We start from the raw sequence: 22035 nt of genomic DNA, 5'->3' as shown, positions 1-22035 counted from the left end.
GACGAACGCGAGCGTACAGCCGGAAATTCATTCTTGCGAGGGAGAAGCAGGCTGCTAACCTGCTCGCCCCTCCGGAGGACCACGCCCTTGCGCCTGTTTTCCTGAATCCAGCCGTCCGTGAACGTGCCGTGACGCCCGGCGCCCTGCCCGACGAAATGCGGAAACCGCATCGGGAGCGCCGGCCCAGATTCAGGAGAACATATGATATCGCTTCATGCGCTGCGCGTGGCGTTTTCCCATGGGAGCGCCGTGTCGCTCCTCGAGGACGTCGAGCTGCACCTCGGCCCGGGTTGGACCGGGATCGTCGGCGAAAACGGCGCGGGGAAGACCACGCTGCTCGGCCTCTTCGCGGGCACGCTGAAGCCCGAGCGCGGCCACGTGCGGCGTGATCCGCCGGGCGCGCGCGTGGTCCTCTGCCCGCAGACCGTCGACGCGCTCTCCGACGTGATCCTTCGTTTCGCCGAGGATCCCGACGGCGAGGCCGCCGCCCTGCGCGCGCGGCTCGAGCTCTCGGCCGAGGACCTCGAGCGCTGGCCGACGCTCTCGCCCGGCGAACGCAAGCGCTGGCAGATCGGCGCGGCGCTCGCCGAGGCGCCGGAGATCCTCCTGCTCGACGAGCCGGCGAACCACCTCGATGCCGAGGCCAAGAAGCTCTTGCTCGGGGCCCTGCGCCGCTTCGACGGCGTCGGTGTCCTGGTCTCGCACGATCGGCATCTGCTCGACGCGCTCACCACGACCACGCTGCGGATTCATCAGCGCCGCGTGCACGTCTACCGCGGCCGATATGCCGACGCGCGCGCCGCCTGGGAGGCGGAGGCGGCCCACGCGCGGGGCGAGCGCGAGGCGGCGAAAGGCGAGGAGCGGCGCGCCGCGCGTAAGCTCGCCGAGGCGCGGCGAGAGCACGCCTCCATCGACGCGGCGCGGAGCATGCGCACGCAGATGAAGGACAAGAACGATCACGACGCCCGGGGCATGCTCCGGAAGTTCGCGATCGGCTCCGCGGAGAAACGCGCCGGGCGCACGGTCGGCGTGGCGCGGGGCGAGCACGAGCGGGCGGTCGCCGAGCTCCAGCGGCACCACGTCGAGAAGGAGCTCGGCGGCGACATCTACGTCGGCTGGGAGCGCCCGACGCAGGCCTGGCCCTTCCTCCTCGATCTGCCCGTCCTTCGCGCGGGCGAGGCCGAGCTGCTCCGCGACGTGCGCCTCTCCGTCCCGCGGGACGGCCGCATCCGGATCGAGGGCCGGAATGGCGCGGGCAAGAGCACGCTCCTCCGCGCGCTCTCGTCCCGAGCCCAGGTTCCGCGCGAAAAGGTCCTCTACCTGCCGCAGGATCTCCCGGCCGACGCGCGTCGGGCGCTGCTCGAGGAGGTCCGCGCCCTCGGCCCCGAGGCGCGCGGGCGCGCCCTCTCGCTCGTGGCCACGCTGGGCACGGATCCGGAGCGGCTGCTCGCCTCCGCCGAGCCTTCTCCGGGCGAGGCGCGCAAGCTCGCCATCGCGCTCGGCCTCGGCCGGAGGGCCTCGGCGCTCCTGCTCGACGAGCCCGAGAACCACCTCGACCTGCCCTCGCTGGAGCGGCTGGAGCGCGCCCTGGAAGGGTATCCGGGGGCGATCGTGATGGTCAGCCACGACGCCTCGTTCGCTCGGCGCGCGACGAATACGGTGTGGCGCATCGAGGGAGGCCGGGTCCTCCTCACCGACCGAGCCCGCGAGACCGCCGGATAACCTCCTTCACGCTCCGCACCGTCGAAAACGCCGACAGATCCCCTGCCATCTCGACGAGGGCCTGCGCCACGGCGCCGCGGACCCCGCTCAGCCACGCCTCGGCCCCGAGCAGGCGCACGGCCGCGCAGACCTGCACGAGCAGCGCCGCCGTCTCCGCGTCCACCTCCCGGAGCCCCGTCAGATCGAGCACCACGTGCCGCACCCGCCGCGCCTGCACCTCGGCGAGCAGCGCGTCCGTCAGGCTCGCCGTGCGCCACGCGTCGAGCGCCCCGATGATCGGCAACGCCAGGACCCCTTCGTCCACGTCGATCATCGGCGTGGACAGCTCCTCGATCTGGGCCCGCTGGCGCTCGGCGAGCGCGATCTGCGCTTCGAGCTCGGTCGTGCTCGCTTTGTGGAGGCTCTCCAGCTCGGCCATGCGGGCCTCGTACCGGCCGTGGGCCGTGCGCTCCTCGGCGAGCTCCTGCTCTCGCTGCCGGAGCCGGCTCTCGGCTCTCCGCAGCGCCCGGCCGGCCTCGCGGAGCCGCTGCGACAGCGAGAGGACGACCGGATCGGCCCCCGCGAGCTTCGGGCAGCCGTCACACGACGCGAATTGATCCAGGAACTCCGGGAGCGGCGGCGCCCCTGCGCCTTCCCGCTCGAACACGCACTGGCTGCAGCGCACTCCTATGCCCTCAGGAGCATCATCGTGAACGTCTCGTCGTGGTGCAAGGTCACGCCCTGCACGGGCGAGAGCTCGCCGTACGTGTAGAACCCGATCCTCGGCACGTCCCCGAGCCGCGCGAACGCCGCCTCGACCTCGTCCTTGTACCGCGGCCCGAGCACCACCTTCCGGCCTGCACAATCGAAGAAGAGCGCGAGGCTCGCCCCCGGCAGCGCGCGCGTGGCCTCCTCGACGGCGCCCGCGGCGCTCTGGATGAGGTCCTCCTTCGTCCCGCGCGTGAGCCGCACCCGCGCCCCTTCCTGGATCTCGCCGCTGAGCAAGAGCCCCTGCCGCGCCTCGTCCACGCCCTGCACCGCGCGCACCACCAGGATCTGCTCGTCGGACATCTGATAATCGCCGGGCATCCCGCCCACCACGCCGAGCGGGAACTCGATCCCGGCGGTCTCCAGGTTCGCCGCGCGCTCGCCGAGGAAATCCTTGTAAATGCCGAGCGCGGGTCTCCCATCGAGCTCGAGGAGCAGCGTTCCGTTCTCCACGCGCGTGCACGTCCGCGCGGCGCCGACCGGCTGCCATCCCCCCTTGGCGGCCGAGAAAAACGAAATGTCGCCCTTGAGCGCGACCGCGACCGCGCCGCCGTGGAGGACCTCCCGCCCGCGGAGCTCCCAGGTCCTCTGGAACCTGAGCTCGTCCGCGGCGACGCCGCCGACGATGGGGAAGCGGCGTCCGACCACCTCCTGCAGGCCTTCGAGCAACTGCGCGCCGTTGGTCCCGATGCCGTCGGGCAGCACGATGAGCAGCCCTGGCTCGAAGCTCCGTGCGCGCTCCCCGAGCTCGCGCCCGGCCTCGCGGCTCCGGCCCTGGATATGCTCGACGACGAGCGTGGCGCACGAAACCGAGCCGAGCTGGATCCCCATCACGGTGACCGAGCCGCTGAGCGCCTCCTCCGCGCCGATCTCGGCGCAGCTCGAGCAGCCGGCGAGCTCGACGCCCTCGGGCAAGCGGCTCCAGATCCCGCGGAGCAGGGCCTCTGGCTCGTAACGCGCCGAAGCGAAGACGAGGACGAGATCGGGCTTGCCGCCGAGCTCGTCGAGCAGCTCGGCGATGACCTCTCTCCCGGCCCGCTCCGCGTCCTCGTGCACGATACTCGCGGTCGCTGCTCGCATGGGTCGCTCCTTCCGTTTTCGGGCCCGCGGCAGGGGGGCGAAAGCAAAGGAGCGGACCCGAGAAGAGCCAACCTGCCACGAGCCGCGATCGGCATTCAAGCAGGATTCCACGTGACGGCGCGCGTCACGTGAGGCTGTGATTCGTCCCAGGGGCCGGTGGCACCGCGATCCAGCGGTGGTGACCCGAGGTACGCGGGGTGGGCCTGATTGGGGTGGGGAAAATGAGGAGGGAGAGGCGGGGTGGGATCAGGCCGGCGTCAATGGCGTGGCGGGGACGCTCGGCTGGGGGGTGGGGTTCGTGGGCGCTTTGGGCTTCGACCGCGCGGGGGACTTCTCGCGGAGGAAAAACGCCTCGGCGGCGGCCGGGGTTGCCTTGTAATGGTCACGCAGGCGGCCGTGGGCGCTGGCGAGTTGCTCGCGCACCAGGCGCCGCGCCTCGCGCTCCTCGGCGAACCGCAGGTCGACCTCGGCGTTTGCCAGGTGCACGGTCTCGAGGGCGGCGCGGTGGAGCATCTCCGCGTGATCGAGGCTGGCGAGGGCGTCGTCCATGTCGCCCTTGTCCACGAACGGCGCCATCCGGATGCGCAGGGCGGGCAAGACGTCGAGCTGCGCCTGGCCGTCGGGCTTGATCACCCGGCTCATGCCCTTGGGGAAGATGGTACGTCGGGCCGCGAGGGCGGGATCCTTGCGGTCGAGCTTCCGGGCGGCTGCGTCGACCTCGCGGATCGCATTCTCGACCATCACCTCCGTGCGCATGAGCCCGGCGTACGCGGCGGTGGCCATGTCCTCGGCATCCTCGCGGGCGCGCTGGCTGCTCCGCAACTTCGCGGCCCCGGCGGTCGCCTCGATGTGCAGCGTGTCGTGGAGCGGGCTCACGCCCTTGCACATGGTGGCGTGAAAGTTGATGTGGCGGCGGTGAACGGGGCTTCCATCTGTCTCACGAAGGTGGCGCATGGATCCTCTCTTCCCCTACCCCTCGCAAACGGCGGCGGGGTCTCTCGGGTTCGCGTGTTGGACGATCGAAACGGATCATTTGTGACCAGGCGGAATCCTCCGAGCACGAAAATGTCGGGAGGCCCCCCGGGAACGGAGCAACGCGTGTTCCAGAACGGCGGAGAGAGCCGCGAGGTACGGCCGAGCGGGCGTCCGAGAGATGGGAACGCGCCCGGAAGCGGATCCTGAGACGTTTTACGACGGGGGAACGGTCCGGGGTGCGGCTTCGATCGGCGTTGCTACCAAGGGGAACCGGACAGGACGCGCGGACGGGGGCGCTTCGAGAGAGTGGAGACGATCTTGGAGGTGGATCGGTGAGCGTTCCGGGAAGGGGGAACCGACGCGGACGCGAGGGCGGGAGGCGTTCCGAGAAAGGGGAACCGGAAGGGGAGCGGCTCCGCGAGCGTTGCGAGGCAGTGGAGCGAGGTCTGACGAGAATCTGACGCGGGATGCCGAGGGAGGAACGGGACTGCAAACGCTCGCGTCTGCATGGCCTGGGTCCGGGACCCAGGCGGACATGGGGGCATGGATCGTCAACGGGAGCCTGGAAACGTTCGCCCGCGCTGCCGCGCGATCTCCGCGAGTTGCTTCGCCTTCTTCTCCACCATCCCCTTGGACAGGCCTCGGAAGTCGACCAGCGCGTGCGCGTCGTCCTCGGGCTTCGCGTCCTCGTACGCATTCAGCTCGATTCCGTTGCATTCCCCGACGGTCACGCTCCAGACGCCCGCCGACTTCAGTTGTTTCTGCTCCGTGTGGCGCCGGTACGCCTCCTCCGCAGAGGCACGCGCGTCCCGCGATACGGAGAGCCCTCCCTCGTCCTTTGGCGTGGGGCCGAACGCCTGGCTCGTGACTCGGCCATCACGAAGGAAGGTCGGATGCACCTGCCGATGGAGCAACTCATCCGGATCCGCAAGCCGCCTGTCCGGTTCGAAACTCATCGTGCGGAGCCTCCGAGAGCGATGAATCTTTGTAAAAATCGACGCATGTAGACCGCGGCATCTGGCTCCCCGAGGGACAGCTGCTCCTCCGCCATCCCCTCACCAGCGAGCTCGGCCGCGTGTAGCTCGGCGAGTCCGGCGCGAAGATCGAAGGTGGCGCTCACGTCCCAGCCACCCAGGGACCACTCTGCGCGCGCTCCACCCTCGGGTGTGGGGTAGAGATAGGGCCGTGGCACCGCGACGCCTTCGACCACCTTGTGCAAGAACCGCCGGAGTCGCTCCAGTCCCTCCGGATCGAGCGCCGGCGTGCCTTGCTCGTACCAGTCCGGGGGGAGCGCGCGAAGATCGTCGATCTGATCATCAATGGGCGACGGGCGCTCGGCCGGCGGATCCTCCGCGTCGGCATGCTCGACGCCGACCACGTCCAGGTCCTCGACCCGGAGCACGCGCTCCAGCCGCTCCTCGCGATTGAACAATCCCTCTCCGACCACGCGAACACGTCGCCCGCTGAATGTGAGGAGCTTCTGAACATCGCCTGGTTCGCGGGTGATTTCGATCTCGTGCCCGTCGTCGAGCCGCACGAACAAGAGGCGCCGATCCTTGTGCCCTCCCACGATCTCGCCGATGACGTCGAAGTCGTCCTCGATGCTCGTCTCCTCTTGCAGCATGAGCCGCCTGCGGATCGTGCGGTCGAGGCGTGGCCCGGACGGTTTGCCCGGAGCTCGGAGCTCGATGGATTCATCCGGTCGGAGCGAGCGGCCCATCCGCTGCAAGCGCGGCATCAGCGTGAAGGGGAAGGCTGGCGGGACCGGCTCGCGTCGGCTCGCGCATGCGATCACAAGCTCCACGAGATCCCGAGCCTCGTCGAAATAGTCCGGTGTCTCCGGTAGCACGGGCGGCGTCTGGTCGCGCGGGGGTCGAATGCGGTCGACCTCGGGAATCGTGCTCCCTTCGCCAATGCCGGTAATGGCGATCTGAAACGACTCGAAAAAACCTCGAGGGACTCGTGCGCGCCCCGGCGTACTCGTCAGGAACAGGTGCCGCGCGAGCTCCACGACGAGGTCCCGGTAGGCGACGAGCTCGCCCAGCACCTCCACGGGGAGTGCGTGGCCCTCGAAGCGGGCTCCGCGGAACACGGGCCGCACGAATGGGATGCGTTCGTGGATCATCTCGACCTGCGGGACGTTAGCTCAACTGCCACCCGAATCGCCAGATCAACGGGCCGGCGCCGTGCCCCGCGGGTCGCCTCACACGACACCTGCGCTACACTCCCCCCATGCCCGGCGGCCTGATCCACCACGACGACGGCCCCCCCGTCGCCCGTTGCGCCCGCTGCGGCGCCGTCGCCGCCGGCCCCTGCGCTCGTTGTCACGCCCCCGTCTGCGGCGATTGTTGCGTCCTCACCGAGGGCGGCGCCCGCGTCTGGGCCATCTGCCTCGCCTGCGAAGACCGCGGCGGTCGCTCCCTCCGCAACCGCTGGATCACCTTCCTCGGCTGGATCGCGCTCCCGATCGCCGGGCTCGCCGTCCTCGTCGCCCTCCTCGAGTGGCTCGCCCGCCGGTAGAGGCAGGCGAGACCACACGCGGCGTTTGCCGCTTTTTACTTCGTGTACATGCCGTCCAGCCGGAGGATGTCGCGGCCGTTCGCTCCGTCTTTCATCTGCGCGAGCACGTACACGCCGTGGCCCGGGATCTCGAAGATGTCGACGAGGCGCTTGAGCTTCTCGCCACCCGGCACGTCCGCGAGCTTGTGCGTGGCGACGTGCGCGCCCTTCGCGTCGAAGACGAAGACCTGCTTGCTGTCCAGCGAGTCGACGCAGACGCCGTCGCCGCAGGGGGTGACGTTCTCCGCCCAGCCGAGCAACGTCTTGTCGCCCTTGAGGCCGATCTTGTCGACGAGCGTGCCGTCGTGCTTGAACCGCCACACGGCGTTCTCGTCGTTGCCGCTCCCGCGGAACGCGAACATCAGGAGGTGCTGGTCGGTCGCCGCCAGGCTCGCGATCCGGCCCCCGGGCTTCTCGCCCTTGAAGGGCGCGACCTTGCAGCCGCCCTCGCCGAGCGTCTCCACGACGAGCTTGCCGCCGTCCTCGAGGTAGGCGTTGTTCCCGAGGAACGTCCCCTTCCAGAACGAGGGGTGGAACGACGTGGTCATGCAATCCCCCTTGGGCGCGTCCGTCGTGACCACCACCCCGTCGGCCGTCAGCGCCATGGGGTTGCCCCGGATGACGGCGCCCGCCGCGAGGCCGCAGCCCGTCTCCGTGGGGACGACCTGGCGCGCGGTGGAGTCGTCCGTGAAGATGTAGGCGGCTCCATTGCCGTCGACGTGCGCCTTTCGCATGTGGGCGTTGCCGAGATGCTCGCCGAGGCCGCAGGCCTCGACCTTGAGGGTCTTGCCCGCGAGCTTGGCGCGCGGCTTGCCGAGCTTCTTGGTGGCGTGCGAGGTGTCGCCGGCCTTCGTCTCCGGAGGCGCGGGCGCCGCGGGCGCCGCCTGGGTCTGCGCCGCAGTCGGCGCCGCCGCGCTCGGCTTCGCCGGGGCCGCAGAGGGCGCCGGGGGCGCTTCCTTGGACGAGTTCTGACAACCAGCGCCCACGAGCGTCACGGCCGAGAGCATCAGCAGGCCGTGAACATGTGCGATTCGCATTTCGTACGAGCTCCTTCTTGTTGCGTCGTCGCCCTGCCGTCGCGGGCGCGACCTCACCACGGGAGCGAGATCATGCAACGTCACGACAGGACAACATGGAGCCCGCAGTTACCATGGAAGGCTGGGACGGTAAACACGGCGGTGGGTTACACCTGCGGCGGGCGCGGGGACGATTCCGCGTAACCTTTCGCCAGGCCCGATCGTGCCTCCTCTGAGAGGTGCGATCATGACGACGAACACGGCAGCTCGGGTGGTGGTCATCGGCGGCGGGCTCGCGGGGCTCGCGGCGGCGGCGTATGCGGCGCGGGCCGGCAGGAGGGTGACCGTGCTGGAGAAGGCGACGGAGCTCGGGGGGCGCGCGGCGACCCACGAGAAGAAGGGGTACGCGCTCAACATCGGGCCCCACGCGCTCTACCGCGGCGGCGAGGCCGAACACGTGCTCGCCGAGCTCGGCGTCGAGACCCACGGGGCCGCGCCGACGCTGAACGGGGGCGCGTACGCGCTCGATGGCGACGCGCTCCGGGCCCTGCCGACCGGGCCGGTCTCGCTGCTCACGTCGTCGCTCCTGCCGCTCGCCGGGAAGATCGAGGTCGCGCGGCTGCTCGCCCGCTTCGATTCGCTCGACCTCACGAGCCTCGCGCAGACGAGCTTCGAGGCCTTCCTCGCCGAGAGGGTCCGCACGCCCGAGGCGCGGGACGTGATCCGCGCCCTCATCCGGCTCTCGACGTACACGTCGGACCTCGAGCGGCTCTCCACGGACGCGGCGATCGCGCAGTTCCAGATCGCCACGACCCGCGGCGTCCTCTACATCCACGAGGGCTGGCAGACGATGGTGCGGGGACTCGCGGCGGTCGCGCGGGCCCAAGGGGCGGAGTTCGTCGCGGGCGCGAAGGCCGTGTCCGTCGTGCGGGAGGCGGGGCGCGTGCGGGCGGTGCGGCTCGCGGACGGGGGGGAGATCCCGGCGGACGTGGTGATCATCGCCGCGAGCCCGACCCTCGCGTCCTCGCTCCTGCCGGACGTCCCGGCCCTCGCGGCGTGGGCGTCGGCGGCCATCCCCGTCACGGCGGCTTGCCTCGACGTCGCGCTCTCGCGGCTGCCGGCGCCGCGGAACACGTTCGCGCTGGGGATCGATCGGCCGCTTTATTTCTCGGTGCACTCGGCGTCCGCGCGGCTCGCGCCCGAGGGCGGCGCCGTGGTGCACGTGGCGCGGTACGGCGCGAAGGAGGATCCGCGGGAGGCGGAGCGCGAGCTCGAGGACGTGCTCGAGCGCCTGCAGCCGGGCGCGAGAGAGCTCGTGGTCGAGCGGCGGTTCTTGCCTTCGATCACGGTGGCGCACGATTTCCCGCAGGCGGCGCGTGGAGGCGCGCGGGGCAGGCCCGGGCCCGCGGTGCCGGGCGCGCCCGGGGTCTTCGTGGCGGGCGACTGGGTCGGGCCCGCGGGCATGCTCGCCGACGCGAGCCTCGCGAGCGGGAGGGAGGCGGCGCTCGTGGCCACGCGGCGCGAGGCGAATGTGCTTGGCGACGCGGGGCGGAAGGTCTTGGATGCGAGGGCGTGAACGTGGTCGTGGACGGCGATGAGCTCGCGCGGGAGCACCGGCGTTACCTGTGGGGGCTCTGTTATCGATTGACCGGGTCGGCGGCGGACGCGGAGGATCTCGTGCAGGAGACGCTCCTCCGCGCGCTCGAGCGCCCGCCGGCCCGCGCGGACGAGCCCGTGCGGCCCTGGCTGACGCGGGTGGCGGTGAACCTCGGGATCGACCGGTTGCGCGCGCGGCGACGACGCGTGTACGACGGGCCGTGGTTGCCGTCGCCGGTCGAGACGGCGGAGGACGCGGCGCAGGAGATCGGGATCGAGCCGGTCGAGACCGAGGGTCGGTACGACCTCCTGGAGAGCGTGTCGATGGCGTTTCTGGTGGCGCTGGAGGCGCTGACGCCGCGGCAGCGGGCGATCGTGCTGCTCTGCGACGTGTTCGACTGGTCGGTACGGGAGGCGGCCGAGGCGCTGGGGATGACGGAGACGGCCGTGAAGACGATGCACCACCGGGCGCGGCGGGCGCTCTCGGACTACGAGTCGAGCCGGACGCGGCGCACGCCCGAGCTCGTGGAGAAGACACGCGTGGCGCTCGGGCGGTTCCTCGCGGCGCTCGGGAGCGGGGATGGCGCGGCGCTCGAATCGATGCTGCACGCGGAGGTCCGGCACCTGAGCGACGGCGGCGGCGAGTTCTTCGCGGCGCGCAGGCCCATCGTGGGGCGGGATCGGGTGGGGCGCTTGATGGTGGGGCTCGCGAAGCGGGTGGACGCCGGGGCGCGGGTCTCGTTCCGGATGGTGAACGGGATGCCCGCGGCCGTGCTGGAGCGGCCGCCGATGCGGAAGATCGCGCCGCGATCCATTCTGCAATGCGAGATCGGGGAGGATGGCGCGATCCGCGCGGTTTATTGGGTGCTGGCGACGAAGAAATTGACGGCGGTGCGGGCGGTCGAGGGGTGAGGTTCGGTCAGAATGAACCTCCATCCGCCCGCACCCCCGGCGAGCGCGCCGTGCCCGCGAGGGTCGTGTGCAGGACGAACGTGGCGCTCTCGGCGGCGTCGGGGCTGCGGTTCATGGAGACGCCGTCGGTCCCGGCGAGGGACGAGGGGTAGCTGAACGAGTCCTTCGTCGTGCCCGTCGCGTCCCGCAGGTACACCGCGTCGCCGGCGTTCGCGAGGCCGAGGTTGTTCGTCGAGCTCGCGAGGGCGTTCGGCGTGCCCGCGGGGATGCCCGCGGCCGCGCCGAAGACGACCAGGCTCTTGCCAGGCCCGAGCGTCGTGCCCGGGGCGAACGTGTGACGCACCGAGGCGGAGTCCGAGATCGTCCAGCCCTCGAGGTCCGCCGGGGAGCCGCCGATGTTGACGAGCTCGACGAACTCGCCCGTGGTGCTGCTCCCGGGCTCGTTCGCGCAGATCTCGTTGACGAGGATCTGCGCGGGCGTGGCCGCGGCCCAGGTGTAGCGGCTCAGGATGGGGTAATGGTCGCTCGTGGTGGAGGAGTAACTCGAGATGTAGGCGCCGAGCTTGTAGGCCTCGACGGAGCCCGGGACGAGGGCCGCGGCGAGCTCGTTCGTTGCGAGGTGGTGATCAACCGTCGCGCCGCCGCTCGACGTCGAGGAGATGTTCGCGTCCGTGAGCAGCTTCGTCGGGAACTGGTAGTCGGCCGCGTCGTTCAGGAAGTTCGTGTAGGGCGTGGTATTGCCCGAGATGGACTTGTCGAGGTCGTCGTTGAAATCACCGACGACGATCACCTTCTGCGTCGGGTACGTCGCGTCGAGGTACGATTTCAGCGCGTTCGAGGCCGCGAGCCTCCGCTGGTAGCTCGTGGAATCACTCATCGCCTTCATGTGGAGGACGATGACGACCAGATCCTCGCCCTTGCCGTTCAGCGTGACCGAGAGCTTGACCTCGAGCGGAGGACGGCCGGCGAAATCGTAGTTGTTCGCCGTGAGGATGAGGCGCGCGCTCTTCAGGGAGGCGACCGAGGTTTTGTAGAGGAAACCGAGCTTCTGCTCGGACGAGGTGTAATACGAGGAGCCGCTCGTCACGATCGGGTCGTTCGACAGGAACCCCGCATAACCGGTGAGCTGCGATTTGAGCGTGTTCCACTGCGAGACGCTGACGATCTCCTGGACGCCCCAGAGGTCCATGTCCGCGCCGCGGATGACGTCGTACGCATTCTGCCGCTGGAGCGTGTCGTTCGAGGGGCCGCGGCTCGAATCGCCGAACCACTCGAGGTTCCAGCCCGCCACGTCGAGCGTGGCCGCCGTGCCCCTGGCCGGGACGGTATAGGCGAACGACTCCTCTGCGATCGATTCGTCTTCGTCGCCCGCAGGCGCCATACACGCGGGCGTCGCGGCGAGCGCGAACGTACAAGCGAGAACGACGAGCCTGGACCAACCGTGCGCGTATTCCATGGATTCCATGGTACGCGAGGAGCCGGGAGGAAGGCGAAGTTTCTCTCAGGGACGCGCCATCGGGTACGAGCCGAGCAGCTTCAAAAATCCAGCACGTTTGTCGAGATCGAGGAGCGCGCGCCGCACCGCGGCATCCTCGGCGTGGCCCTCGACGTCCACGAAAAACAGGTAGTCCCAGAGCCCGCGCCGCGAGGGGCGTGATTCGAGCTTGGTCATGCTGACCCCGTGCCGCGAGAATGGACGCAGGAGCGCGACCATCGAGCCGGGGCGGTTCGGCGCGGACATGACGAGCGAGGTTTTGTCGCGGCCCGAGGGCGCGGGGCTCGTGTCGCCGATCACCAGAAAGCGCGTGGTGTTCGTCGGGTCGTCCTCGACCCCCTCGGCGAGCAGCTCGAGCGCGTGGATCGCCGCCGCGCGTTGGCCCGCGAGCGCCGCGGCCCACGGCTCGCGCGCGGCCAGCCGCGCCGCCTCGGCGTTGCTGGAGACCGCGACGCGCTCGGCCAGAGGGAGGGTCTCCTTCAAGAATCGCTGGCATTGCGCGAGGGATTGCGCGTGCCCGTAGACGCGCGTGATCCCCTCGAAGGTCGACGCGCGCCGGAGGAGGTTCTGCCGGATGGGGAGCGCGACCTCGCCGGAGATGCGGCTCGGCGACGCGACGAGGCGATCGAGGGTATGGCCAATCGCGCCTTCGAGGGAGTTCTCGACGGGCACGACGCCGAAGGTGGCCACGCGGGCCTCCACCACGTCGAAGATGTCGTCGATCGAGGTGCAGAAGAGAGGCGAGGCGGCCTCGCCGAAATGGCGCGAGGCCGCCTCTTCGCTGAAGGTGCCCGAGGGGCCGAGGCAGGCGACCGAGATCCCGTCCACGTCGCCGCGCGCCTCGATCAAGCGGCGTGTGGCTCCGCCGGCGCGGCCTGGCCCACGCCGTAGGCCCGGACGAGCCCCTCGTAGGCCAGCCGCGCGCTCTCCACGTACCGCGCGAAACGCGGCAATGACGAGGGATCGAGGGCCTGTGGGCCGTCGCAGAGGGCCTCGTCGGGCCGCGGGTGGAAATCGACGAGCACCATGGAAGCGCCCGCGATGATCCCCTGCCCCACGACGTGGAAGATGTCCGGGATGCCGTCGGGCGCGTTGTCCAGGCGGCCCACGGCGTGCGAGGGATCGATACACACCGGCAGGCGCGTCTGGCGGCGGACGACGGGCACGTGCGAGAAGTCGACGAGGTTCCGATGAGGATCGCCGAGGTGCGTCTTCACGCCGCGCAAGCAGAAGACGATGTTCGGGTTCCCCTCGCTCGCCACGTATTCGCAGGCGTTCAGCGACTCCTCGAGCGAGATGCCCATGCCACGCTTGAAGAGCACCGGGAATCGACGCTGCTGGCCGACCTGCTTCAAGAGCTCGAAGTTCTGGGTGTTGCGCGTGCCGATCTGGAGCATGACGCCGGTCGGATCACCCGCGAGGGCGAGGGCCGCGTTGATCTCGTCGATGTGGCGCGCGTCGGTGACCTCCATGGCGATCACCTTGATGTCGTGCTTGCCCGCGAGCTCGAAGACCCAGGGCAAACAAGCCTTGCCGAGGCCCTGGAAATCGTAGGGGCTCGTGCGCGGCTTGTACGCGCCCATGCGGGTCGTCTGGATGCCGGCCTGCTTCAGCGTGGCCATCATCTGGGCCACGTGCTCGCGGGTGTCGACGGCGCAGAGGCCCGCGAAGACGTGGACGCGTTTCTCGTCGAAGGAGACGCCGTTGTACTCGAACCCGTGCGTCTCGGCGTCCACGTGGTGCCGGCCGATGAGGCGGTATTTCCGGGAGACCCGGATGACCTTGCGCACGCCGGGCAGGCTTTCGAAGGGCTCGGTCGGCACGGCGCGCGTGGAGCCGATGAGGTGCACCTCGGTGATCGAGGTGGACTCGCCCCTGAAGACGAATTTCTGGACGGAGACCCCCGGATATCGGGCCGCGAGGCGGATGACAGCCTCGGCGCGCGACTCGGGCGCGTCGGGCTCGAGCGTGACAATCATTGAAGTTCCCCCTGAAGTCCCTTGGCTGTTCGATGCCGGAGCGGCCCCGGCAGGACCGAAAAAAGATCAGCCCGCTTCCCCGGCAGGTGATTCGTGCTGCAAGCGCCGAGAAAACTGGAGAATGGCGTCGAAGATGTCGTGCACCGAGGCCGGATCGAGCCCGAGCTCGGCCGCCCAGCGCATGCGCGCGGCGAAGAGCTCCGCCTCGCGCTCGGGATCCCGCACGGGGCGGCCGAGCCGCGCCTTCTCGCGCGCCGCGCGCCGCGCGAGCTGGGCCCTGCGGCCGAGGAGGTCGACGAGCTCCCGATCGAGCTCGTCGATGAGCTCCCGCGTCTCGCGCAAGGCCTCGGGTCCACCCTTGGAGGGCAATAAAATGAGCGAGGACGATGGCGGCGGCGGGCCGTCCGTGCCGGAGAGGTTGTGATCGGCCGCGAGCAGGGCCTCGAGCAGCTTCCGGCGCGCCTCGGCGGCATAAGGGTTCTCGCGGTGCAGGGCGGCATAGAGGTGCCCCGCGTCGGAGCGCGCCGCCTCCACCGTGCGCGCGAGCGCCTGGAAGGAGGGCGGCGCGTAGGGGATGTCGAGCGGCGCGCCCGCGTCGAGCATGCCCTTGGCCACGAAGAAGGCGAGCGCGTGTGTCCAGGCCATGCCGCGATCGTGCGTGGCCTCGTCCTCGAGCACGACCGTGCACCCGATTCGCTCGTAAAGCCGGACGACCCGCTCGACGGCCCTCGGGTGCGCCTCGCTCGGACATACCACCGCGACGAGCGGGCGCTCCCCCCGGGAGAGGCTGATCGGGCCGAACATGGGGTGCGTCGCGACCCACGGGATCTCGGCGCCGAAGACCTGCGCCATGGCGGCGGAGGGGCCGAGCTTGACGCTGCCGACGTCCACGACGATCTGCGAGGGCGAGAGCAGCGGGCGCATCGATTCGAACGCGCCGCGCATGGCGGTGACCGGGACGGCGACGACGACGACGTCGCGGCCCCGGACGAGATCCGGGAGAGAATCGGCGCGCATTTCGTCCGGCACGGGGGATCGAAAGTCGAAGGCGCGCACGTCGATGTCCGCGTCCCGGAGGAGCGAGGCGATGGCCGCGCCGAAGCGGCCGAATCCGAGCAGTGCCACGGTCGTCATGACGCGTCCTCTGGCCGTATCCCCACGCGAAGCATAGCGGATGGACAGGCCGGTGCGCGAGGGGTCGCCGCGCGAGAAAATGGATCCGTCAAGGACAGGTGACACGACGTCCGCGTTGTGTAGAATGCCGCCCCGACGGAGGGACAAACGATGACGATCAAGAGCTCGTACGCACCCGGCCAGTTCTGCTGGACGGACCTGATGACCACGGATCCCGCGGCGGCCAAGGCGTTTTACACGGCGCTCTTCGGCTGGAGCGCCGCGGACATGCCGTACAACCACGCCGGCGTGTACACGATGCTCCGGAAGGGCGAGCACGACGTCGCGGGGCTCGGCGGGCAGCCGCCCGAGGAGGCGTCGCGCGGGATCCCGCCGCACTGGAACGTGTACGTCTCCGTGGCCGACGCGAGCGCCGCCGCGGAGAAGGCCGCCTCGCTGGGAGCGACGATCCTCGCGCCCGCATTCGACGTGAACGACTCCGGGCGTATGGTGATCCTCGCCGATCCCCTGGGCGCCGTGTTTTTCCTGTGGCAGCCGGGGAAACACATCGGCGCGACGTTGTGGGGCGAGGTCGGCGCGCCCTCCTGGTTCGAGCTCCAGACCACCGATCCGGAGCGCGCAAAAGCGTTTTACACGGCGCTCTTCGGCTGGTCGACCGGCGGCGACGCGTCGTACACGGAGTGGATCGTGAACGGCGAGCACGTGGGCGGGATGCTGAAGATCGACCCGAGCTGGGGGCCGGTGCCGCCGAACTGGGGCTCGTATTTCACGGTGGAGAACGCGGAGGACGCGGTGACCCGCGCGAAGGCGCTCGGCGCCAAGGTCTACATGCCGCCGCGGGACATCGGCGTGACAGGGACGATCGCCGTGCTCGCAGACCCGCAGGGCGCGACGTTCTCGGTATACGCAGAGCGGCGCCGCTGATCCGAGAGGGCGCGGGCCCGGGGCCCCTCGTTCACTCCGCCGGCAAGGCGCGGAGGATCTCCTGCGCCGCTTGCAGGTGCCGCCGCAGGATGGGCAGGTTCTTCGCGGCGAACGCCTTCACGTCCTCATCCTGGGAGAGCAATGCCTGCGAGAGGATCGCCACGTCGAACTGGTGCCCCTCGATCACGATGTGCAGGTAGGCCCTGTCGAACCGATTTCCCTGGAGGTTCGCGAGGCGCTGGAGCAGATCCGCGACCACAGGATGGAGCGCGGTCGGCATCTGCACGCCGTGTTTCTTCGCGAGCGCCTCGAGCTCCTCGTTCACGTCGGCGTGCTCGGCGAGCTCCTGCAGGGCGAGCGCCTCGACCTTGCTGTTCCGCGCCTTCCGCACGGCGATCCTCGCGGCCCGCACCGCGATGAGGTTCTCGTGCGCCATGACCTGCACGAACTTCTTGTCGTCGTGCGCCGCCGAGAGCTCGGAGGCCACTTCCTCGACCGGCTCCTCGGCCAGGACCGGAATGGACGACATACCCATCGCGGCGAGCATCGCCGCCATGACCAGCTTCTTCATGGTGAACTCCCCTCCCCCGGCTCTCGAACGGAGCGCCGGATGTCCTGAATGAAGCCTGCGACCGTGGGCCGTCCTCCGGGAGTGCTGCAATGCCTCCTGGCACCCGGCCGCGCATCGTTCCGGGCATGACGTCTGCACTCGGAACGGCGCACGGAACGGCGGATTGGAGGATGGTGATGAAGAAGCTCGTGGGCGCCGCTGCGGCGGCGGCATGCATGGCGATATCCGCGATCGGGCTCGCGCAACCTTTCCAGACGTGCACCGACGCGCGCAACTTCGGCCGAAATACGAGCGAGATCGCCGTGGGCCAGGTGATGGCGCGCGTGAATTGCAATGCGGACGAGCTCCCGGGGGCGGAGGACGCCCTCGTGGCGGCGCTCTCGAACCTCGCCGCGACCTGGACCGGGACCGCCGACATGAAGCGGTGTTATTACGAGGGGATCTACGAGAACGCCGTCGAGCGGCTCCGGCGGGATTATGCGCAATGCGACGACCCGGCATTCCAGGCGCCCTCGCTGGGGACGGTCTCCCGGATCGCCATGGCCACCTTCGTCGCCATGCTCGACACGGGCGGCGGCCTCGTCACCACTTCGAACACGAGGGCCGTGTTCGACATCGATTACGGTTTTCTCGGGCGCCTCGAGTCGCGCGCCTGCAGGGCGGAGGTCGAGAGCGCGGAGCGCGAGGTGCTCGGGATGGAAGTGACGATGTATACGCGGTTTCTGGACCTGATCGAGGCGGAGATCTGCATGGGCCGCTGAAGGCCACGCGTCCGCGCGGGGATGAAGGACGAGGGGAAAGAGCGAGAGGGGGGATCCATGAAGGTGAACGGAATGTCGCTGGGCGTGCTTCTCGTGGGGCTCTGTATCGCCGGCGAGGCGCTCGCGGTGGTGCCACCCGCGCTTTGTTCGAGGCCCCGGGACCGGCGGGCCTTCCACGCAGGGGTGCAGTCCGGCGAGAGCCTCATCGAGTCGGCCTGGAACGCGGTGAACGATTGCGACCGCATCGAGGACTTCGCGAACCTGGTGATGCGAAATATCGACGACGTCGAGATCCCGCAGGAGTCGAGCACCTACGTCCTCTGCCGCGTGGCCGGGATCGTGCAAGGCGCCGAGGCGGTGGTCGACCAGACGTGGAATCGCTGCGACTGGGAATGCCGGAAGGAGGGTGAGCTCATCGCGCGCATCGGCGGCAAGATGTACTGCGATCTGTCCATCAGCCTCGGCGGCCTCGGCCTCGCGCAGGACATCATCCGGTTCCCGGTGCGGACCTGCGGGCTGGCTTTCCAGATCGGCTGCGACGCCGAGTTCATGGGTTACACGCAAAATTACCCGATGTGCGGCGCGTACACGAGGGACTCGTTCACGCCGGTGTGGCACCAGACGCGCAACAACCAGTGCACCTACAACCCCGCCCCGTGAAGCCGAAGGCGAGGAGGAGGTTTCCGATGAGACGCGAAGCTTCGATGTTCGGGGTTCTGATGGCCCTGCTCGGGCTCTCCGGCAATGCCGCGGCGCAAGAGGTGCCGCTCGGGTGCAGCGCGCCACGCGACACGCGGGCCTTCGAGGCTGGCCTCCTGTCCGGCCGCTCCCTCGTGCAGCAGGCATGGAACTCGGTGGCCTCGTGCGGGAACCTGGAGCGGTTCTCGTCCGTGGTCATGGAGACCCTGCAAAACGTCACCCTGCCGCCCGGCTCCGACGATTACGTCGTATGCCGCACGGTGGGCACGCTCGTGGGCGCCGTGGAGCAGGTCGACGAGACCTGGACCCTGTGCGCGATCGCGTGTTGTGACGAGGGGGAGCTCGTCGGGTGGATCATGGGCAAGCTCTACTGTGATCTCTCGATCGCGCTCGGCGGGGTGCGGTTGACGAATTTCCTGGTGCAGCGGCCCATGGGCTTCTGCGGGGCCACGGCGCAGGCGTGTTGCCGGGACACGTTCCAGAGCGTCACGCCGGCGTACCAGGGCCTCTTCGGCTCGTGCAGGCCGTACACGCAAGGCAGGTTCCGCGCGACGTGGACGCAATCGCGGAACAGCGTGTGCAGCTACCGGCAATGAAGGCGAGCGCCGCGATCATGAAATGGGCCCTCGGTCTCTTCGTGATGGGCTTCGTGGGGCTCGGGGGGGACGCCTCGGCAGAGCCGGGGCAGCCTCCTCGGGCCTGCCAGGGGGCGCAGGAGCGCGCCGCATTCGAGGAGGGGCGCGGGCCCGGTCGCGCGATGGCGCGAGGGGCCGCGGGCGAGGCGCGTTGCGCGCACCTCGAGCAGGTCGCCGAGCGTATCCTCCGGCGCGCGCGCCGAAACCGTCCCCCGCGCCGGATGGGTCGAGGCCGCGGCGCAGCCTGCAAGCACGCCGGGAGCGTCTCCGGCGTGATCGAGGAGCTCCACGGCATCTGGGCGCGTTGCGGCGCGTCCTGCTGCCGCGAGGGGGAGATCATCGCGGAGATCACGGGCCAGCTTTATTGTGATCTGTCGATCGACCTCGGAGGCGTGGACGCCGGCGAATACCTCCCGCGCCCGGCACAGGCGTTCTGCGGCGCGTCCTTCCAGGCCTGCTGCGACGCGCGGTTCTCCGAATTCACGCGAAATTACACGAGCGACGAGGGGCAGAGCTGCAAGGCCTACACGGAGGGGGCGTTTTCGTCCGCGTGGGCGGAGGCCCGCGGCGAGCAGTGCAGCTACGATTGAGGCGCGCCCGCCCGCTCGAGGCAGACGGCGGCCTCAGGAGGACGGTTGCCCGAAGTCGACGGCGAACCAGAGGACGTGGACGGCGCCCTTCTTCGTCTTCGCCATGGCAGGGCCGAGCCAGAGATCCGGCGCGACCTCGCGGATCTCGTCGCGGATCCGGGCGATGAAGAAGGGGTTCTTCGGTTGCTCGTAGTCGAGGTAGACGCAGGGGCGGCCGTCGACCGCGGAGGGCTCGATCCGCGTGCGGAACGGGAACAAGTCGAAGCGCAGCGGGAGCAGCTTGATCCGGTTGATGCCGGTGCCCTCGCTCGGGCTGAGCGCGCCGAAGCTCTTTCCATCCCAGGGAAAGCGCCTGCGGGACGCGAGGAGCCCGAGGAGCGAGAAGAGCTTCGTGCCGTCGGTGCCGCGGACGGCGAGCATGCGGCCCTTCGGCGTCCCGACCAGGCGCTCGACGCCCGTGGGCGCGGGGGCCTCGCGGTAGAGCCGCTCGAGCTCGGCGCTCGAGAGCTTCGCAAGATCATCCAGGTTTCGTACGCCCGCGGCGCGCCCGCCGCGCTCGCTCGTGCCCATCGTCTCCGTCGTCGTCGTGGCCATGAGATTCCTCCCCTCGGGTAACGCGAACATGGAACCACGGAACCCTCGACCGTGGAAGTCGGCTTTTCATGGATGCCGTCTCGTGCACGTGCTTGACCGTTCGCGTCGCCGCTCCATTGAGAACGTAACGGCCGAGCAAAACCACTCATGGTGAGGGGGCGAGCGCGGCGTGGAAGCAAGAGGGTGGGTCATGAGATTCTCATGTATTCTTCTGGCGTCGGCGTTTCTGCTTTTGATGATGGGCGCGGCGCCGGCCGCGATGGCCGAGGAGGAGAACGACGCTGCAACATCGACCGAAGCCTTGGCCGTCGACGAAGATGGGTCGGATATCGACGAGTCCGAGGAAGCTCTCGAGGAAGCCGTCGACGAGGACGCGTCCGCGCTGGCGACGCAATGCTCTCGGCGGCAAAGGATCGGGTGCCGTTTTGCTCTCGCGGCGTGCTCGGCCGCCTGCTTACTCAGAGTTACGCCAGCATGCGCCGCGTGCCTCGCGAGGTTCGGCCGCGCAGGTCGAGCCTGCGAGAGGTGCCTGTAGAGGCGTCCGCGGGAGAACCTTTCAGAGACGCGTCCCCCTCCCCCCGCGCCGGATCCCGAGCCAGTGATAGCCGCCTCGCGACGCGTGGGGCGGCTTCGGCTCGAAGAGGTTGCCGAGCGTCACGGGCGCGAGCGCGGGCCGGATCGAGAATCGGCGCGTGAGCGTATTCATGAGGCGCGCCGCGAGCTCCGGCGAGAGACGGGCGAGCACGCTGAGGAGCATGCCCGCCGCGCCGACGCTCCGCCGGGCGCGCGGTCGCTCGGCGAGATCCACCATGATCTCCGCGACCTGCGCCGGGTCGTAGACCCCCGGCACCGGCCCGACCTCGTGGCCGGTCATGTTCCCGGCGCGCAGGTAGATCGGCGTGTTCACCGAGGGCGGGAGGACGGCGCACACGTGGATGTCGGGGTAGGGCTCGAGCTCCAGGCGCAGGCTCTCCGAGAGGCCGAGGATCGCGAACTTGCTCGACACGTACGAGCTGACGAAGGGCGCGCCCACGAGGCCCCAGCCGGAGGCGTTGTTGATGAGGATGCCCCGTCCCTGCGACAGGAACACGGGCAGGACGGCCCGCGCGCCGTGGAGATACCCGTAGAGGTTCGTCTCGACGACATGCTTCCAGACCTCGGTCGGCGTGTCGGCGACCGCGCCGAAGAGCAGGACGGCCGCGTTGTTCACCCACACGTCGATGCGGCCGAACCGCGAGACCGCAGCCCGCGCGAGGGCCTGCACGGAGGCCTCGTCGGTCACGTCGGTCGGGATCCCGAGCGCCTCGGCCCCGAGCGCCTCGCACGCGCGCGCCGCCTCCACGAGGGGTCCGGCCTGGCGCGCCGCGAGCACAAGCTGCGCCCCGCGACGGGCGAAGGCCAGGGCCGTCGCGAGCCCGATGCCACTCGACGCGCCGGTGATGACCACGACAGACCCATGGTTCGCGCTCGAACCCGCCATATCCATGCCCTCCTGCGAGGTCGAGCCCCGCCGACCGGATGGACCCGGCCCCCGCTCCCGAGGCGTGGCGCGGGGAGCGAGGGCCGGGCAAAGGAAAGACGAGCGTCTTGGCGTTTTTAGAAGCGACCCCCGCGACAGACGCGCCGGATGCAGAAGTTGAACTCGCGCTGGCAGCGGCCGCGGCGGCGGAAGCGGTCGCGGTCATAACCGTGGCGCCTGAAGCGATCGTCGAACCGCTCGCACCGGAAGTACTCGTCCTGGCAGAACTCGCGGCACTCGCGGCGCCCGCCACGACGGCGGAAGTCCCTGTAATCGAAGGGTCGGTGGTCGAACTGGCTCGACAGCGCCGCCTGGTCGGAGTTCGTGATGTCGCGCTCCTCGGTGGCCTCCTCGTCGGCGCGCGCGACCTCGAGCTCGGTGGCTTCCTCCACCGGCTCCTCGGCGCGGGCCACGCTCGTGGTCCCCACGATACCCAGCGACAACACGGCGAAGAACAACGACTTGATGGCGTTCATCATGTCCCCCTTTGGATCGCCCGGGACACCCCCGGGCAGGCAAGCTCTACG

23 protein-coding genes are annotated in these 22035 nt (G+C 69.8%); 9 read left to right on the top strand and 14 right to left on the bottom strand.

The genetic code is table 11. The features are described from left to right. The first annotated feature begins 201 nt into the window (after positions 1–201). Positions 202–1722, top strand: a complete 1521-nt coding sequence (locus GF068_RS30580) for an ATP-binding cassette domain-containing protein (protein WP_153823028.1) — start codon at positions 202–204, stop codon at positions 1720–1722. On the opposite strand, the gene GF068_RS47190 is transcribed toward GF068_RS30580, so the two are convergent. The 5 genes from GF068_RS47190 to GF068_RS30555 all read right to left on the bottom strand — a co-directional run bounded on the left by GF068_RS47190 (position 1691) and on the right by GF068_RS30555 (position 6649). Continuing rightward, entirely contained in the window at positions 1691–2386 is a 696-nt protein-coding gene (locus tag GF068_RS47190; RefSeq protein WP_153823027.1) for an STAS domain-containing protein, read from the bottom strand. The two genes, GF068_RS30580 and GF068_RS47190, sit on opposite strands and share 32 nt — an antisense overlap. A gap of 2 nt (positions 2387–2388) precedes the next feature. Next, positions 2389–3549 (bottom strand): FIST signal transduction protein, encoded by a 1161-nt coding sequence (locus GF068_RS30570; protein WP_153823026.1) that lies wholly within the window; start codon positions 3547–3549, stop codon positions 2389–2391. Positions 3550–3795: 246 nt separating this feature from the next. Beyond that, the gene (locus GF068_RS30565; RefSeq protein ID WP_153823025.1) at positions 3796–4503 is read right to left on the bottom strand and encodes a hypothetical protein; all 708 of its coding nucleotides are present in this window, start codon (positions 4501–4503) and stop codon (positions 3796–3798) included. A gap of 572 nt (positions 4504–5075) precedes the next feature. Continuing rightward, entirely contained in the window at positions 5076–5480 is a 405-nt protein-coding gene (locus GF068_RS30560) for a hypothetical protein (RefSeq protein ID WP_153823024.1), read from the bottom strand. Further along, positions 5477–6649: a hypothetical protein gene (locus tag GF068_RS30555; RefSeq protein WP_153823023.1), complete on the bottom strand. Its 1173-nt coding sequence runs from the start codon at positions 6647–6649 to the stop codon at positions 5477–5479. Before GF068_RS30555 ends, GF068_RS30560 begins: the two co-directional genes overlap by 4 nt. Positions 6650–6756: 107 nt before the next feature. On the opposite strand from GF068_RS30555, the gene GF068_RS30550 reads away from it, so the two are divergent. Continuing rightward, positions 6757–7044, top strand: a complete 288-nt coding sequence (locus GF068_RS30550; RefSeq protein WP_153823022.1) for a hypothetical protein — start codon at positions 6757–6759, stop codon at positions 7042–7044. A gap of 35 nt (positions 7045–7079) precedes the next feature. Here the strand turns inward: GF068_RS30550 and GF068_RS30545 are convergent, their stop codons facing one another. Beyond that, entirely contained in the window at positions 7080–8120 is a 1041-nt protein-coding gene (locus tag GF068_RS30545) for a hypothetical protein (protein ID WP_153823021.1), read from the bottom strand. 226 nt (positions 8121–8346) lie between these two features. Between GF068_RS30545 and GF068_RS30540 the strand changes: the two genes are divergently transcribed. After that, positions 8347–9675, top strand: a complete 1329-nt coding sequence (locus GF068_RS30540; protein WP_153823020.1) for a phytoene desaturase family protein — start codon at positions 8347–8349, stop codon at positions 9673–9675. Next, complete coding sequence (locus tag GF068_RS30535; RefSeq protein WP_170319742.1) at positions 9672–10607, top strand: sigma-70 family RNA polymerase sigma factor; 936 nt, start codon at positions 9672–9674, stop codon at positions 10605–10607. Before GF068_RS30540 ends, GF068_RS30535 begins: the two co-directional genes overlap by 4 nt. Positions 10608–10614: 7 nt before the next feature. On the opposite strand, the gene GF068_RS43810 is transcribed toward GF068_RS30535, so the two are convergent. The 4 genes from GF068_RS43810 to GF068_RS30515 form a co-directional block, all read right to left on the bottom strand. Further along, positions 10615–12063 carry a lamin tail domain-containing protein gene (locus tag GF068_RS43810; RefSeq protein WP_170319763.1) on the bottom strand — a complete coding sequence of 483 codons (1449 nt, stop codon included), beginning with the start codon at positions 12061–12063 and terminating at the stop codon, positions 10615–10617. Between the two features lie 45 nt (positions 12064–12108). After that, positions 12109–12951 (bottom strand): prephenate dehydratase, encoded by an 843-nt coding sequence (gene pheA / locus GF068_RS30525; protein WP_153823019.1) that lies wholly within the window; start codon positions 12949–12951, stop codon positions 12109–12111. Continuing rightward, positions 12948–14081 carry a 3-deoxy-7-phosphoheptulonate synthase gene (locus GF068_RS30520; protein ID WP_153823018.1) on the bottom strand — a complete coding sequence of 378 codons (1134 nt, stop codon included), beginning with the start codon at positions 14079–14081 and terminating at the stop codon, positions 12948–12950. The genes pheA and GF068_RS30520 overlap by 4 nt, the downstream gene beginning before the upstream one ends. A 66-nt stretch (positions 14082–14147) precedes the next feature. Further along, complete coding sequence (locus GF068_RS30515) at positions 14148–15215, bottom strand: prephenate dehydrogenase/arogenate dehydrogenase family protein (protein ID WP_153823017.1); 1068 nt, start codon at positions 15213–15215, stop codon at positions 14148–14150. A gap of 150 nt (positions 15216–15365) precedes the next feature. Between GF068_RS30515 and GF068_RS30510 the strand changes: the two genes are divergently transcribed. Continuing rightward, positions 15366–16139, top strand: coding sequence for a VOC family protein (locus tag GF068_RS30510; RefSeq protein WP_153823016.1), 774 nt, complete (start codon positions 15366–15368; stop codon positions 16137–16139). A gap of 31 nt (positions 16140–16170) precedes the next feature. Here the strand turns inward: GF068_RS30510 and GF068_RS43805 are convergent, their stop codons facing one another. After that, the gene (locus tag GF068_RS43805; protein WP_170319762.1) at positions 16171–16710 is read right to left on the bottom strand and encodes a DUF4142 domain-containing protein; all 540 of its coding nucleotides are present in this window, start codon (positions 16708–16710) and stop codon (positions 16171–16173) included. Between the two features lie 176 nt (positions 16711–16886). On the opposite strand from GF068_RS43805, the gene GF068_RS43800 reads away from it, so the two are divergent. The 4 genes from GF068_RS43800 to GF068_RS30485 are packed head-to-tail and all read left to right on the top strand — an operon-like array spanning position 16887 to position 19395. Next, a complete protein-coding gene (locus GF068_RS43800; RefSeq protein WP_170319761.1) occupies positions 16887–17471 on the top strand; it encodes a hypothetical protein in 585 nt (194 codons plus the stop codon). 57 nt (positions 17472–17528) lie between these two features. Then, positions 17529–18131: a hypothetical protein gene (locus GF068_RS30495; RefSeq protein WP_153823013.1), complete on the top strand. Its 603-nt coding sequence runs from the start codon at positions 17529–17531 to the stop codon at positions 18129–18131. 26 nt (positions 18132–18157) lie between these two features. Next, positions 18158–18766, top strand: a complete 609-nt coding sequence (locus tag GF068_RS30490) for a hypothetical protein (RefSeq protein ID WP_153823012.1) — start codon at positions 18158–18160, stop codon at positions 18764–18766. Next, positions 18763–19395, top strand: coding sequence for a hypothetical protein (locus tag GF068_RS30485; protein ID WP_153823011.1), 633 nt, complete (start codon positions 18763–18765; stop codon positions 19393–19395). Before GF068_RS30490 ends, GF068_RS30485 begins: the two co-directional genes overlap by 4 nt. Positions 19396–19428: 33 nt before the next feature. Here GF068_RS30485 and GF068_RS30480 read toward each other — a convergent pair whose 3' ends face one another. The 3 genes from GF068_RS30480 to GF068_RS30465 form a co-directional block, all read right to left on the bottom strand. Continuing rightward, the gene (locus GF068_RS30480) at positions 19429–19989 is read right to left on the bottom strand and encodes a hypothetical protein (protein ID WP_206079583.1); all 561 of its coding nucleotides are present in this window, start codon (positions 19987–19989) and stop codon (positions 19429–19431) included. Between the two features lie 556 nt (positions 19990–20545). Next, positions 20546–21475 carry an SDR family NAD(P)-dependent oxidoreductase gene (locus GF068_RS30470; protein ID WP_240807603.1) on the bottom strand — a complete coding sequence of 310 codons (930 nt, stop codon included), beginning with the start codon at positions 21473–21475 and terminating at the stop codon, positions 20546–20548. Positions 21476–21585: 110 nt separating this feature from the next. After that, positions 21586–21987 carry a hypothetical protein gene (locus GF068_RS30465; RefSeq protein WP_153823008.1) on the bottom strand — a complete coding sequence of 134 codons (402 nt, stop codon included), beginning with the start codon at positions 21985–21987 and terminating at the stop codon, positions 21586–21588. Positions 21988–22035: the final 48 nt, after the last annotated feature.

Origin of the sequence: Polyangium spumosum (assembly GCF_009649845.1) — a bacterium.
GTDB classification, from domain to species: domain Bacteria; phylum Myxococcota_A; class Polyangia; order Polyangiales; family Polyangiaceae; genus Polyangium; species Polyangium spumosum.
Note: the sequence above shows the minus strand (reverse complement) of the source record. Positions and strands in the feature narration are given on the sequence as shown.

What these genes read in the sequence shown, in the direction of transcription:
- GF068_RS30560 (WP_153823024.1), bottom strand. Translation starts at nt 5,480, where the DNA reads ATGAGTTTCGAACCGGACAGGCGGCTTGCGGATCCGGATGAGTTGCTC.
- GF068_RS30515 (WP_153823017.1), bottom strand. Translation starts at nt 15,215, where the DNA reads ATGACGACCGTGGCACTGCTCGGATTCGGCCGCTTCGGCGCGGCCATC.
- GF068_RS30510 (WP_153823016.1), top strand. Translation starts at nt 15,366, where the DNA reads ATGACGATCAAGAGCTCGTACGCACCCGGCCAGTTCTGCTGGACGGAC.
- GF068_RS30570 (WP_153823026.1), bottom strand. Translation starts at nt 3,549, where the DNA reads ATGCGAGCAGCGACCGCGAGTATCGTGCACGAGGACGCGGAGCGGGCC.
- GF068_RS30565 (WP_153823025.1), bottom strand. Translation starts at nt 4,503, where the DNA reads ATGCGCCACCTTCGTGAGACAGATGGAAGCCCCGTTCACCGCCGCCAC.
- GF068_RS30580 (WP_153823028.1), top strand. Translation starts at nt 202, where the DNA reads ATGATATCGCTTCATGCGCTGCGCGTGGCGTTTTCCCATGGGAGCGCC.
- GF068_RS30520 (WP_153823018.1), bottom strand. Translation starts at nt 14,081, where the DNA reads ATGATTGTCACGCTCGAGCCCGACGCGCCCGAGTCGCGCGCCGAGGCT.
- GF068_RS30495 (WP_153823013.1), top strand. Translation starts at nt 17,529, where the DNA reads ATGAAGGTGAACGGAATGTCGCTGGGCGTGCTTCTCGTGGGGCTCTGT.
- GF068_RS30545 (WP_153823021.1), bottom strand. Translation starts at nt 8,120, where the DNA reads ATGCGAATCGCACATGTTCACGGCCTGCTGATGCTCTCGGCCGTGACG.
- GF068_RS43805 (WP_170319762.1), bottom strand. Translation starts at nt 16,710, where the DNA reads ATGAAGAAGCTGGTCATGGCGGCGATGCTCGCCGCGATGGGTATGTCG.
- GF068_RS43800 (WP_170319761.1), top strand. Translation starts at nt 16,887, where the DNA reads ATGAAGAAGCTCGTGGGCGCCGCTGCGGCGGCGGCATGCATGGCGATA.
- GF068_RS30555 (WP_153823023.1), bottom strand. Translation starts at nt 6,649, where the DNA reads ATGATCCACGAACGCATCCCATTCGTGCGGCCCGTGTTCCGCGGAGCC.
- GF068_RS30540 (WP_153823020.1), top strand. Translation starts at nt 8,347, where the DNA reads ATGACGACGAACACGGCAGCTCGGGTGGTGGTCATCGGCGGCGGGCTC.
- GF068_RS43810 (WP_170319763.1), bottom strand. Translation starts at nt 12,063, where the DNA reads ATGGAATACGCGCACGGTTGGTCCAGGCTCGTCGTTCTCGCTTGTACG.
- GF068_RS30550 (WP_153823022.1), top strand. Translation starts at nt 6,757, where the DNA reads ATGCCCGGCGGCCTGATCCACCACGACGACGGCCCCCCCGTCGCCCGT.
- GF068_RS30465 (WP_153823008.1), bottom strand. Translation starts at nt 21,987, where the DNA reads ATGATGAACGCCATCAAGTCGTTGTTCTTCGCCGTGTTGTCGCTGGGT.
- GF068_RS30480 (WP_206079583.1), bottom strand. Translation starts at nt 19,989, where the DNA reads ATGGCCACGACGACGACGGAGACGATGGGCACGAGCGAGCGCGGCGGG.
- GF068_RS30485 (WP_153823011.1), top strand. Translation starts at nt 18,763, where the DNA reads ATGAAGGCGAGCGCCGCGATCATGAAATGGGCCCTCGGTCTCTTCGTG.
- GF068_RS30490 (WP_153823012.1), top strand. Translation starts at nt 18,158, where the DNA reads ATGAGACGCGAAGCTTCGATGTTCGGGGTTCTGATGGCCCTGCTCGGG.
- GF068_RS30470 (WP_240807603.1), bottom strand. Translation starts at nt 21,475, where the DNA reads ATGGATATGGCGGGTTCGAGCGCGAACCATGGGTCTGTCGTGGTCATC.